A 12,752-nucleotide genomic window follows, 5' to 3' on the forward strand; every position below is an offset into this window, starting at 1 on the left:
CGGACGACGGATTACTGATCATATTTGGCATAGCGCTTTTCCATGTGCTGGAAGAACCACGTCAACACCAGCGTCATGAGGAGATAAAAGGCGGCGGCGACCAGGAAAGGCGTCGTCGTGAAATCACGCTGCACGATGCCGCGCGCCGTCCGCAGGATGTCGTTCAGTGCCAGCACGTAGATCAGCGACGTATCCTTCACCAGCGTGATGGTCTCGTTGCTCATGGGCGGCAGCACGCGCTGCACCATCTGCGGCAGGACAATGCGGCGCAGCGTTTGCAGATAGGTCATGCCCAGCACCTTGCTGCCTTCGTACTGGCCACGGTCCACCGATTGGATGCCCGCCCGGAAGATTTCGGCGAAATACGCCGCGTAGTTCAGCGCGAACGCCACCACGGCCGCCGGAAAGTCTGGCAGGCGAATACCGATCACAGGCACGAACGGCAACGCGAAATAGATGAACAGCATCTGGAGCATCAGCGGCGTGCCGCGCATCAGCCAGATGTATCCGTTGACCAGCTTGCTCAGCAGCGGCCATTTTGAAATTCGCGCCAGCGCCAGCACCAGCCCCAGGGGCACGGCCAGGGCCAAGGTGATGAAAAACAGCGTCAAGGTCACTTTCGCGCCTTCCGCCATAGGCCCCAACAGGGAGAGTACGTAGTCCATTCAGTGGGTCGCGCCGCTTGCGGCAAGAGGATTCATGAGCAAGCCCGCCTGGCGCCAATGCGCGGCAGCGGGCTGCGGGGACAGCAAGAGGCAAGCGCTCGGGCCGGCTGGCCGCAAGCGCCACGCCTTGCTTACTTGATGATGTTGGCGCCGAACCACTGGGTCGCGATGCGGCCGGCGGTGCCGTCCTGCTTCATCGAATCCAGCGTCTTGTCCAGCTTGCCCAGCAATTCGGTGTCGTCTTTCCGCACGCCGACGCCGTAGTCTTCCGTGCCGAAGTTCTCTTCCAGCACGCGGTATTCGCCCGCGCGCTTGCTGATCAGGTAACGGCCCACGACTTCGTCCACGACGATGGCGTCCAGGCGGCCGGCAGCCAGATCCATCAGGGCCGTCACGTTGTCACCGAACTTCTTGACTTCCTTGATCTGCGCGGCGACCGGATCCTTGGCGATGGCGTCGGTGGCGCTGCTGCCGTCCTGCGCGCCGACGGTCTTGCCGGCCAGGTCGGCCTTGACCTTCACCGGCGACGCATTGCCGACGATGATGATCTGGTGGTTGGCCATGTACGGCGCGGTGAAACTGATGTTCTTCTTGCGCTCTTCGGTGATGGTCAGGCCATTCCAGAGGACGTCAACGCGCTTGCCGTTGAGTTCGGCTTCCTTGGCGCTCCAGTCGATTGGCTTGAATTCCACTTCGATGCCAAGGCGCTTGCTGGCTTCCTTGGCCATGTCGATGTCAAAACCGACGATCTGATTGCTCGCATCACGAAAACCCATGGGCGGGAAATTGTCGTCCAGGCCCACCACGACCTTCTTGGCGGTGGCCGGCGTTTGGGCGCCAGCGGTCGACTTGGCGTCGTCGCTGGGGCCGCAGGCGGTCAGCATCGTGGTTGCGGACACGAGAAGAACAGCAGTCAGTTTTTTCATAGTTATGGGTGCGCCGGGCGCAAGAATGAAGAAGCCGGAATGGCGGGACAATCAGCCGCGAGCCGCCATTTTAGCGTCACTGCGCAACGGGGTCGCAGAACGCCGCCCTGGCGCCGCTGCGCGACAACCGGCGTGCGCGCCGTTCGCCTCCGCATTGAGATATCGGTAAATTCCGATATAATCTGCGCATGGATCTGCTCGAAATATTCAAAGCCCTCTCAAACCGTACACGCCTTGAAATCTTGAAAGGTTTGAAGAACCCTGCGAAGAACTTCCCTCCCCAAGACGAAGGTGACGTTCTGACGGTGGGCGTCTGCGTCAGCAGTATCCAGGAAGGCGTCGGACTGTCGCAGTCAACGGTGTCTGACTATCTTGCCACGCTGCAACGGGCGGGCTTGGTTGAAGTCCGGCGCATCGGTCAGTGGACCTACTACAAGCGGAACGAAGCGGCCATCAAGGCGCTTGCGGAGGTCATCGGCAAAGAGCTGTGATTTTTTTTACCCTTTTACATCGGTATTTCCCGATATCTCTTTTTAACGAAACAAGGATGTTCAATGAAAGCGATCGTACTGAAGTCATTTGGCGGCCCGGACTCGTTTGAACTTTGCGACGTGCCCAAACCGGTGCCCCGCGCGGGGCAGGTTCTGGTCCGGGTCCATGCAACCTCCATCAATCCGTTGGATTACCAGGTTCGACGTGGCGACTATCGCGACTTGGTGCCGCTGCCGGCTATCACCGGACACGATGTCTCGGGCGTTGTCGAAGCGGTCGGGCCGGGCGTGACCGCCTTTTCTCCCGGAGACGAAGTCTGGTACACCCCGCAGATCTTTGACGGGCCTGGCAGTTATGCCCAATACCACGTGGCGGCCGAGAGCATCGTCGGGAAGAAGCCGCCCTTGCTGAGCCATCTTGAAGCGGCAAGCCTGACCTTGGTGGGCGGAACGGCGTGGGAAGCGCTGATCGTGCGTGCGGCGCTACGAGTGGGGGAAAGCATACTGATCCATGGCGGCGCGGGCGGAGTGGGTCATGTCGCGATCCAGCTTGCCAAGGCAGTGGGCGCCAAGGTGTTCACGACCGTGCGCGAGGCAAACATTGAGTTCGCACGAAGTGTGGGCGCCGATGTGGTCATCGACTACGAGAAAGAGGATTACGTCGACGCCATCCTGCGGGAAACGGGTGGGCGCGGCGTCGATGTCGTGTTCGATACCATCGGCGGCAACACCTTGTCGCGCAGCCCCGACGCGCTGGCGCAACTTGGCCGCGTTGTCACGATCGTGGATATTGCCGAGCCACAAAACGTCATCCAGGCCTGGGGCAAGAACGCCAGTTTTCACTTTGTTTTCACAAGACAAAACCGCGGCAAGCTGGACGAACTGAGCACGTTGGTCATGCGCGGCCAGTTGCGGCCGCACGTGGGCGCGGTCTACTCGCTATCTGACATGGGGCTCGCCCATGCCCGGCTGGAGCGGCCCAATCACGGCGTTCAAGGAAAAATCGCGATTGCGGTGGAGCCGTCGGCGCATCTCGCCGGCACGCGCCTTTAACCCTTGAAAACACGGCAAAGGCACGCCACGCGCCGCTTAAGACAAGCATGCTAGGCTTGCCCGTTCACTTCGGAAGCCAGCATGCCATTCCCTGTCAAAGACCGTGGCGCAGCCCTTGCCCTTGTGGCGAAGGCCCGCGCATGACGCCCGCCATCCGTATCGGCCCCTTGGTCATCCCCTCTGAATTGGCGGTACTGATCGCCGCCATCGCCGTAGGCCTCCTGGCCGCGCGGCTGCTGAACCGGCAACGAGACACCGCAAACGAAGTCAGCGCCCTCTTGTGGCAGGCACTGATTGCCGGTTTGCTGGTGGCCCGGCTGGCTTTCGTCTGGCAATACCGCGACCACTATCTGCCCGACCCCATCAAGATGCTGGACGTGCGCGACGCGGGTTGGAACGGCGTGGCCGGCTTGGCGGCCGCGTGGCTCTATGCCGTCATCGCGATGTTCCGGCGCAGCTTGCCGCGCGCCGCGATGCTGGGCGGCTTGGTGCTGGCAAGCGCGGTCTGGTTTGGTGGTGGCCGCTGGCTGGCGCCCACGCCGCAAGCGCAACCGGCGCTGGCCGCCTTGCCGGTGCAGCAGATCGACGGAGCGCCCGCCGCGCTGTCCGCCTTTCAAGGCAAACCCACCGTCATCAATCTGTGGGCCAGCTGGTGCCCGCCCTGCCGGCGTGAAATGCCAGCATTTGCCACCGCGCAGGCAGCCAACCCGGACGTCAACTTCGTGTTCCTGAACCAGGCCGAAGCGCCCCCTGTCGTGGCGAAGTTCCTGGAACAGCACGCCCCGTCCCTGCACAACGTGCTGTTGGACGCGGCGGGCGAAGCGTCGCGCCAATTCAGCAATCGTGGCCTGCCCGCCACGCTGTTCCTGGATGCCCAGGGCCGGCTGGTGGATCTGCGCGTGGGTGAACTGTCGACCGCATCGCTGGCTCAGCGCCTGGAATCCCTCCAGGCGGCGGACAAGGTCAACTAGACCGCGCGGAATCCGGCAACGTCCATGCCCACGGCAATGGCCGGCCCTGCGACTGGCGCTCGAACAGGCGCAGGCGCTGACCGATATGCGTGGGCATGTCTTCCAGACGCAGCACCAGGACTGGCCCGTCAGGCAGCGCGCGGGCCGTGCCGATGATGGCGGGTGCCGCGTCGTCTGCCTTGGCAGGCATGACGGTCCATGCCTGAAGTTCGGCGTAGTCCACCGCGACCGGCTGCGCCTGCGCTTGATCTTGCCCGCAAATGGGACACCATAGCCGCGCGGGATACACGCGATGGCCGCATTCGCGGCATTGAATGACATTCAGGCTCATGCGTTCTCCCGGGTCAGCACGGCGGCGTTGGCGCACATGCCATAGCGCAGTTGCACCATGCCGTAACCCGTGACCACGCCGTGGCGCAGGCCGCGCAGTTGGCGCCCGCCCGCTTGCCCCAGCAACTGCCGGCACACCTCGACCAAGCCATGCATGCCGCCCGCCGTGCCAGCCTGTCCGGCCGACAGTTGCCCACCCGCCGTGTTGACGGGCAAATCCCGAGTCGCCAATCGGCGCGCGATAAATCCCGGCAGGTCGCCCGCGCTGGCCAGGCCCAGATCGCACAGCTGCGCCAATGCCATGGCCGGGTAGTCGTCGTACACGCTGATCACGTCCATGTCCTCGGGCCCCAGACCTGCGCGCTGCCACAACGCGGGGGCAAACGCGGCAATACCGGTTTCCAGCCCATCGCCATCCTGCTGATCGTTGTTGTAGCGCGCATCGCTAGCCACCAGCCGCACGCTCACGCCTTGCGGCCGCGCACGCAACACCAGCGCGCTGGCGCCGCTGACGACCGGCACGCAATCCAGGCGGCCCAACGGCGGCGCCACCAGTGGCGCGTCCAGATATTGCGCCAGTGTCAAGGGCTGGCGGTAGGCCGCATTGGGATTGTCGGCAGCCCATTGGCGTTGCGCCACGCACAGCGCGCCATAGTCTTCGCGGCGCAGCCCGGTGCGGGCCATCTGGCGCTGCGTCAGCATCGCAAACAAGGGGTTGGGCCCTTCACAGCCCAGTGGACTCAGATAGTCTTGCGCGCTGCGGTTGTAGCCGCGCACCAGCCCGGCGAAATCCGCGCCGGTGAAATGGTCCCCCGACACCAGCACGATCGTTTCGGCCTGCCCCGCTTCCAGCGCCAGCCACGCTTGGCGCAGTAAATTGATGGCACTGGCGCCGCCCATTTCATCCTGCATGCACCAGTTCAATCGCAGGCCCAGCCGCCAGCCCAGATCAATGGCGCGATCCGGGCGCAGCGTGAATGACGCCACGCCCAGGCCGTCCACCTGCGCGGGCGTCAGGCCAGCATCACGCAACGCACCGCCGATCGCCTGAGCCATCAGCCCGGCCGTGCTGCAACCCGGATCAGGATGCCGCAGCGCGGGCGTTTCACCCACGCTGACGATGCCAGGCCTGAGAGCCTGCGTCATTGCGTGTCCTGCTTGGGCGGTTCGCGCGTCAGCAGCAAGGTAATGACGGTGACGGCCGCCATGCCCACCAGGAACCACGCGACCGGCGTGGCCGATTCATACTTGCGCAACAGGGCCATGGCGATCAACGGCGACAGGCCGCCCGCGAACACCGACGCCAGTTCGTGCCCCAGCGCCAATCCGGTGTATCGGACTTCCGCCGGGAACAGTTCCGCAAAATACGCGGGCTGCGTGCCGATCATGGCGGCATGGCACACCGTGTTGCCCAGGAAGAAGGCCAGGAAGATCCATAGCGGATCCTTGGTCTGCACCATCCAGAAAAACGGAAACGCCACCACCACCAAGCCCGCCGAACCAATCAGGTACACGGCGCGTCGTCCGATGCGGTCGGACAGATGCCCAAACCACACCAACGTGCCCAATTCAATGAACATGGACGCCAGCACGCCGCCCAGCATGACGTCATTCGGAATGCCCAGGAACTTGCCATAAGCCAACGCAAACGCCAGGAAGATGTATGAACCGCCGTTCTCGGCCACCCGCAAACCCATGGCCGTCAACACCTGGCGTGGATAGCGGCGGAAGACTTCCACCGCGGGCATGCCGCGCTTGGCCGTCTTCTTGGCCTGCACGAACTCGTCGCTTTCAGGGATGTGCTTGCGGATATACAGGCCCACGCCAAAGATCAGCACGCTAAGCAGGAACGGCAGGCGCCAGCCCCAACTCATGAAGGCTTCCTGCGGCAGCTGTTGCGCCAGCATGAAGATGGCCGACGACAGCACAAAGCCACCCGCCACGCCCAACTGGCTGAACGACGAGAAATAACCGCGACGCTTGCCGTCCACGGCTTCGCTGATCAGCAGCACGCCGCCGCCCCATTCACCGCCGGCCGCCGCCCCTTGCAGCACTCGCAACACCACCATCGCCACGGGTGCCCAAAAGCCGATCTGCTCGTACGTTGGCAACAGGCCAATCAGGAACGTGGCCACGCCCATCAGGCCCAGCGTCCATTCCAGCGCCAGCTTGCGGCCGTAGCGGTCACCGATATGGCCGAAGATCACGCCGCCCAGAGGACGCGCCAGGAAGCCCACGGCAAAACCCGCGAAGGCGCCCATCGTGCCCAGCAACGGATCGGTGCCCTTGGGAAAGAACAGTTCACCGAACACCAGGGCTGCCGCCGTGCCGTAGATGAAGAAGTCATACCATTCCATCGCGTTGCCCGCGACGGACGCCATGACCACGCGCCGGGTTCGCTTTCTTTTCGCCTCGTCGCCGGCGGACAACGCCGCCCCCTTGTATGCCATCGTCATTGCCGCCCCTTGGATTATTGATTGGATCAATGGCGCCTTAACGCGCCACGCGATAGCCGGCGGCGTCCCGGTCCCAGGTGTCGCCGGTGATACCTTCTTCCCGCAAGCGGAACTTGCGAACCTTGCCGTTTTCGGTGCGCGGCAAATCGTCCAGCACGCGCAGGTAGCGCGGCACCGCGAAGTACGGCATGCGAGGCTGGCAGAAATCCAGCAAGGCCGTGTGCGTCAGGGATTGCCCCGGTTTGTAGACCAGCGCTGCCATCACTTCGTCTTCGGCCAAGTCAGAGCGCACCGCGTAGACCGCCACGACGGCCACGGCGGGATGCGCCAGCAGCACTTGCTCGACCTCGTAGGACGAGATGTTCTCGCCCCGGCGGCGGATGGCGTCCTTCATGCGGTCAAGAAAGCGGAAGTAGCCATCGGCGTCGCGCACCACGCGGTCGCCCGTGTGGAACCACAGATTGCGCCAGGCCTCGACCGTCTTGTCGGGCATGCCGAAATAGCCGGTGGCGACCGCGAACGGCGGCGTCGCGCGCAACAGCAATTCACCGGGTTCGCCATCGGGCACGGGCGCGTCGTGTTCGTCCGCCACCATGGCGTCGAACTCCGGCGCCACGCGGCCCATCGCGCCGGCCCGTTGTTCCGCCAAGGTGCCGCCCAGCGCGAAATTGGTTTCAGTGGATCCGTAGCCTTCCAGCAGCGCGATGCCGGTGCGCTCGGTGAAGGCGGCGTGAAAGCGTTCGGGCACGCCCGGCGCCAGGGCGATGCGCGCGCGGTGCCGGCGTTCCGCCGCCGTGGGTTCATGCGCCAGCAGCATCGGCACCATGGCCCCCAACAGGTAGGTCACGGTGGCGCCGGTGGCTTCCAGCCGGTCGAAGTAGCGGCTGGCCGAAAAGCGCTCGTCGCAAATAATGGAGGCGCCGGTGACCAGCGCCTGGAAACAGGCGTTCAGCGCGTTTGTGTGGAACAGCGGCAGGCTGGTGTAGAGCACGTCGGCATCCGAGATCTCCAGATTGCGCGCCGCGATCCTGCCCCACCAATAGAACTGCGCATGCGGGCAGCACACGCCCTTGGACAAGCCCGACGTGCCAGACGTGTACAGGATGGCCAGCATGTCGCCTGGATGGATGTCGGCGGCGGCCGGCAGCGGCGCATCGGGTTGCCGGGGTAGCGGGATGGCGGGCGCGGGAAGACCATCAACGGCTGACGTCTCGTCCAGCAGCCAGATGGCGCGCAGGGCCAATGTGGAGGCGGGTTCCATGGCGGGCATGGACGCCAACGCCGACAGCGCCGGACAGGACGCCGCATCCGCCACCAGCAGGACGCATCCGCTGTTGGCCAGAATGTGCCGCAGCTGCATGCCGCGCGACGCGGTGTTGATGGGCACCACCACCGCGCCCAGCCACCCGCAGCCCAGCACCACGGACAGGAATTCGTGCCGGTTTCCCGCCATCAGGCCCACGCGGTCCCCGCGCGCCACGCCGGCGGCCGCCAAGCGTGCGGCCCAACCAGCGGCGTGTGCGGGCGCATCGCCAAAGCGCAAGGCGCCGCCCGGCGCCTGCACCCACAAGCGGTCGCCCAGACGGGCGCCCTGCTCCACCAACAATGACGGCAATGTCAACGCATGCATGGCGATGCTTCCCCGGTTGATCGGCCACTGCCTCGGTTGGCGCGGCTCTATGGAATTAGTCTAGGAATCAACTATTTATGTGTCAAATTTATGGGTATTATTTATCTTATAAATCAGACTCATACCAAGGGCATGCGTGGACTTTGATTTGAATCTCATGCGGGTTTTCCTGACCGTGCTGCATGAGCGCAGCGTGACCCGCGCGGCACAGCGGTTGAACCTCACACAGCCTGCGGTCAGCTATGCGCTGGCCCGGCTGCGCGAACGTTTCGACGACCCGCTGTTCGTGCGTACCGCCACGGGCATGCAGCCCACCCCGATCGCCTTTGCCTTGGCCGGCCCCATCGAACGCGGCATGAATAGCTTTGCCGAGGCCGTCAGCCTGCGGCAGCGGTTCGACCCCGCCACCAGCACGCGCTGCTTCCGGCTGTCCATGTCGGATATCGGCGAAATGGTCTTCCTGCCCTTGCTGATGGAGCGCGTGCATGCGCTGGCCCCGCGCTTGCAGATCGAAGTCGTGGAAATCGCCCTGGAACGCTTACCCCAGGCCCTGAAGGACGGCGAAGTGGACCTGGCCATCGGCAATCTGGCGGGCCTGGGACGCCACACCTGTCACGCCGACCTGTTCAGCGAACGCTATGCGTGCATGGGCCGGCGCGGGCACCCCGTGCTGTCGGCGGGCCTGACGCGCGGCCAGTTCAAGCGGCTGGACCATATCCTTGTGGCCTCGCGCGCCAGCGCCCACCGCCTGCTGGATGACGTGCTGGGCGAAGCGGGCCTGCACCGCCAACCTTATCTGACCCTGCCGCATTTTTCCGCCGCCGCCGAAATCGTGCGCCGTACCGACCTGACGGTGACACTGCCCTATCGGGCGGCCATCTGGTTCAATCGCGACAACGCCTTTGAGATCCGCCCCCTGCCCATTGCGCTGCCGCCCTTGTGCGTCACGGTGCACTGGCATGCGCGCTTTGAGAGCGACCCCGGCACGATGTGGCTGCGGCGCTTGGTCGAAGAAACCCTGGCCGACCGCAGCCCCGCCTGATTCGATCGATTCATGCAACAGACTCTGGAGAATCCGGGGATAGATCAGCGCATTTTCTGCAACTAGACTGGCTCCATTCTCACTTTCGTCCAGGAGCCTGCCATGTCCCTACACCCCTCTCTGCGCCGCCTGCTGCAAACCGCCGCGCTTGCCATGCTGATCGCCCCGGTCCATGCCGCCGGCACCGACCTGAAGCTGACCGCCTTCAATCCCGGCAACGATGCCATCTTCCCGGTGTCGTCGGTGTTGGTCAGCGGCCAGCACGACGCCATTCTGATCGACGCGCAATTCGGAAAATCGCAAGCCCAGAAGGTCGTGGACATCGTGCGCGCCAGCGGCAAGAAGCTGACCACCATTTACATCAGCCACGGCGACCCGGACTTCTACTTCGGCCTGGATACCGTGTTGGCGGCCTTCCCCGACGCCCGTGTCGTGGCAAGCGGCCCGACCGTGCAGCACATCAAGGAAACCGTGGACGGCAAGATGGCGTTCTGGGGGCCGAAATTGGGCGCCGATGCTCCGGCCAAGGCGGTCATTCCCGAAGTGATGCAAGGCAACACGCTGATGCTCGAAGGCCAGAAACTGGAGATCACCGGACTGGACGGCCCGCAGCCGGATCGCAGCTTCGTGTGGATCCCGTCGATCAAGGCCGTGGCCGGCGGCGTTGTCGTGTTCGGCAACCTGCATGTGTGGATGGCCGACACGCAAACGCCGAAGTCGCATCAGGACTGGCTGGCCACGCTGTCGCGCATTGATGCGCTGAAGCCCGCGATCGTCATCCCCGGGCACTATGCACCGGGTGCTCCGCAGAACCTGGAATCCGTGCACTACACGCAAGGCTACATTCGCGCCTTCGACACGCAAGCCGGCAAGGCCGCCGACAGCGCCGCCCTGATCGCCGCCATGAAGGCGCAGTACCCGCAAGCAGGTGGCGCCGCGTCGCTGGAACTTAGCGCCAAAGTCGCCAAGGGCGAAATGAAATGGTGATAAGCTGCGTCGGTGGCTATGGGAGTCCTTCCTTCTACCCCTAGAATCCTAGGGTTCCCGCTTTCCGCATCGCGCCTGCCATCGGCAGGCGTTTTCATTTCGGCCAGCACATGAACCCCATCTATCTGCGGCGCCGCTGCCGCCTGCTTCTGGACAAGATCCCACCGCCCGCCGACGTGCCGGACGGGTCCGTCACCGCCGTCGAACTGGCCGCGATCCAGGCGCAAGCTGAAGAGCTGGGGTATGTGATGTCCGATGCCGTGGTGGCCAGGCTGGCCGGATGGCCACTGCCCGCGGTGACGCAAGCCGGGCGCCACCTGTTGAAGACCCTGCGCGAGATGACGGGCGCGCACCGCCCGCATCGTCCGCTGTATCCCGATTTCCCTCGGCAGGTGCAGGGCCTGGACGACGCGCAGCGCTATCTGGACGCCGTTCACCATTACATGACCTTGCGCCGCATGCCGGGCGACGGTTCGCAACGTCCGCCGTTGTTCCATGGCCGCAGCCCACGGATCATCGAGCTGGGCAATACCGCCGAATGCGAAGCCATCTTCACCCAATTGGCGGCATCGGCGACGTCATTGTCGGAGATCGACCGCAGCGATCTTGCGTGGTACGTGAAACAGTACCGCGCGGATATCTTCCGGCTGATTCCCGCCACGATTTCTTTCAAGGAAAACCTGGCGTACCTGGGCGCGAACCTGATGCTGCACGTGCCAGGACCCGCCACTGACGCCTTCTTGCAGGAACGCCTGGACACCGCCACCGACGTGCTGCGGTTGGCCGTGGCGCTGGCCGGCGGCGATGCCTCGCTGGCCGTGCCGACGCGCTTTACGTCGTTGCCCCGGGCCCGCCGCAAGTTGCTGCTGAGCCTGATCGAACGCCACCCCAACGCCGCGCAAGACATGCAGCGCTGGAAGGAACGCTGGAAGCGCTTGGGCGAAACCCTGCACCCGGGCGAATTTTCCAGCCGCTACCCGCGCACCGCGGACGCCTTTGCGCTGCTGCGCAGCGGCAAGCCCGCCCCCACGTTCAATAGCGCGATCGAAGCCCTGCTGGAAGCCGGCCGCACCACCGACGCGGCCCAACGCCTGGCAAGCCGGCCGGGCGAGTTTGCCCGCCGCCTGGACCACTTGCTGCGCAGCGCGGCCGACCCCGCCCCCATCCTGGCGGAGTTTGCCCGCGTGGCGGACAGGGTATCCACGCCGGTGCTGCTACAGGTGCATACGCATGCCCTCCATCGGGATGCTCCCTCGGCGTTGCGCTCGTTCTACCCCAAGGGCGATGTGGCCAAGGTGTTTGCGATGCAAGATACCCGCGCGCCGCTACCCGCAGGCTGCGCCGATGCCGTCGCCACGCTTTGCCAGACCGCACTGCTGCAACGATTCTCCGCGCTGCCCCCGCTGGGCGACTGCTATGTCGACCCCGCGCTGCGCGATCACATGGCGCCCTTTGCGCAACGCGCGGCTTCGCGCAGCCTGCGCACGCTGTCGCGCGGCAGCAGCCTGCCCCTGCCGGACACTGCGTTCGTGCGGATGTTCCTGTGGTGGAAGAACGGCAATGGCCGCGCCGACGTGGATTTGTCGGCCGCGATGTTCGGCGCCGACTTCACCTTCATCGACGCCCTGACCTACTACCGGCTGCAAAGCTATGGCGCCTATCACAGCGGCGACATCGTGGACGCACCGCAGGGCGCCGCCGAATTCATCGATCTGGACCTGGCGCGTCTACGCGAACGCGGCGTGCGCTTTGTGGTGATGGTCTTGAATAGCTTCACCGAGCAGCCCTATTGCGACCTGCCCGAGTGCTTTGCCGGCTGGATGGCTCGCCAGGACGCAAATTCCGGCGAACCCTTCGAGCCGCGCACGGTGATGGACCGCGTGGACCTGGCGTCCAATACCCAGATCTGCCTGCCGCTGGCGCTGGACCTGCAAGATCGGCGCATGCGCTGGATGGACGTGGCATTGCGGGCACAACCGCGCTTGAACAATGTGGCCAGCAATCTGACGGGCGTGTCGCTGATGCTGCGATCGTTGATGACGCGCGCGCAGACCGACCTGCACACGCTCTTCACCCTGCACGCCCAAGCCCGCGGCCGGATCGTGGACGACGCGAAAGCGGCACGGACGGTGTTCAGCGTGGATCAGGGCATCACGCCGTTCGACACCGACCGCATCCGCGCCGAATTCCTTTAAGGCGGA

Annotated in this window: 12 protein-coding genes; 6 read left to right on the plus strand and 6 right to left on the minus strand. The window is 64.6% G+C overall.

Features of this window, described 5'->3' with window-relative positions; all coding sequences use genetic code 11:
• Positions 1 to 11 precede the first annotated feature (11 nt).
• On the minus strand, positions 12 to 665 hold the full coding sequence (locus tag HV753_RS04040; protein ID WP_175173116.1) for an amino acid ABC transporter permease: 654 nt from the start codon (positions 663 to 665) through the stop codon (positions 12 to 14).
• A gap of 131 nt (positions 666 to 796) precedes the next feature.
• Positions 797 to 1,591, minus strand: a complete 795-nt coding sequence (locus tag HV753_RS04045; protein WP_175173117.1) for an amino acid ABC transporter substrate-binding protein — start codon at positions 1,589 to 1,591, stop codon at positions 797 to 799.
• 188 nt (positions 1,592 to 1,779) lie between these two features.
• Between HV753_RS04045 and HV753_RS04050 the strand changes: the two genes are divergently transcribed.
• From HV753_RS04050 to HV753_RS04060, 3 genes are all read left to right on the plus strand, one after another.
• The gene (locus HV753_RS04050; protein ID WP_175173118.1) at positions 1,780 to 2,082 is read left to right on the plus strand and encodes an ArsR/SmtB family transcription factor; all 303 of its coding nucleotides are present in this window, start codon (positions 1,780 to 1,782) and stop codon (positions 2,080 to 2,082) included.
• A 63-nt stretch (positions 2,083 to 2,145) separates the two neighbouring features.
• On the plus strand, positions 2,146 to 3,135 hold the full coding sequence (locus HV753_RS04055) for a zinc-dependent alcohol dehydrogenase family protein (RefSeq protein ID WP_175173119.1): 990 nt from the start codon (positions 2,146 to 2,148) through the stop codon (positions 3,133 to 3,135).
• A 140-nt stretch (positions 3,136 to 3,275) separates the two neighbouring features.
• Positions 3,276 to 4,106 carry a TlpA disulfide reductase family protein gene (locus HV753_RS04060; protein WP_175173120.1) on the plus strand — a complete coding sequence of 277 codons (831 nt, stop codon included), beginning with the start codon at positions 3,276 to 3,278 and terminating at the stop codon, positions 4,104 to 4,106.
• Here the strand turns inward: HV753_RS04060 and HV753_RS04065 are convergent.
• The 4 genes from HV753_RS04065 to HV753_RS04080 are packed head-to-tail and all read right to left on the minus strand — an operon-like array spanning position 4,099 to position 8,543.
• Positions 4,099 to 4,437, minus strand: a complete 339-nt coding sequence (locus HV753_RS04065; RefSeq protein WP_175173121.1) for a PhlB family protein — start codon at positions 4,435 to 4,437, stop codon at positions 4,099 to 4,101. The two genes, HV753_RS04060 and HV753_RS04065, sit on opposite strands and share 8 nt — an antisense overlap.
• Entirely contained in the window at positions 4,434 to 5,582 is a 1,149-nt protein-coding gene (locus HV753_RS04070) for a thiolase family protein (RefSeq protein WP_175173122.1), read from the minus strand. Before HV753_RS04070 ends, HV753_RS04065 begins: the two co-directional genes overlap by 4 nt.
• A complete protein-coding gene (locus HV753_RS04075) occupies positions 5,579 to 6,892 on the minus strand; it encodes an MFS transporter (RefSeq protein ID WP_175173123.1) in 1,314 nt (437 codons plus the stop codon). The genes HV753_RS04070 and HV753_RS04075 overlap by 4 nt, the downstream gene beginning before the upstream one ends.
• A gap of 37 nt (positions 6,893 to 6,929) precedes the next feature.
• Positions 6,930 to 8,543, minus strand: coding sequence for an ATP-dependent acyl-CoA ligase (locus HV753_RS04080; RefSeq protein ID WP_281370969.1), 1,614 nt, complete (start codon positions 8,541 to 8,543; stop codon positions 6,930 to 6,932).
• Between the two features lie 136 nt (positions 8,544 to 8,679).
• Here HV753_RS04080 and HV753_RS04085 point away from each other — a divergent pair, with 136 nt between their 5' ends.
• The 3 genes from HV753_RS04085 to HV753_RS04095 all read left to right on the plus strand — a co-directional run bounded on the left by HV753_RS04085 (position 8,680) and on the right by HV753_RS04095 (position 12,746).
• A complete protein-coding gene (locus tag HV753_RS04085; protein WP_175173671.1) occupies positions 8,680 to 9,564 on the plus strand; it encodes a LysR family transcriptional regulator in 885 nt (294 codons plus the stop codon).
• 102 nt (positions 9,565 to 9,666) lie between these two features.
• Positions 9,667 to 10,551 (plus strand): MBL fold metallo-hydrolase, encoded by an 885-nt coding sequence (locus HV753_RS04090; protein ID WP_175173125.1) that lies wholly within the window; start codon positions 9,667 to 9,669, stop codon positions 10,549 to 10,551.
• Positions 10,552 to 10,661: 110 nt separating this feature from the next.
• Positions 10,662 to 12,746 (plus strand): TerD family protein, encoded by a 2,085-nt coding sequence (locus HV753_RS04095; RefSeq protein WP_175173126.1) that lies wholly within the window; start codon positions 10,662 to 10,664, stop codon positions 12,744 to 12,746.
• The last annotated feature ends 6 nt before the right edge of the window (positions 12,747 to 12,752 follow it).

This window comes from Achromobacter pestifer (assembly GCF_902859625.1).
Taxonomy (GTDB): Bacteria; Pseudomonadota; Gammaproteobacteria; order Burkholderiales; family Burkholderiaceae_B; genus Achromobacter; species Achromobacter pestifer.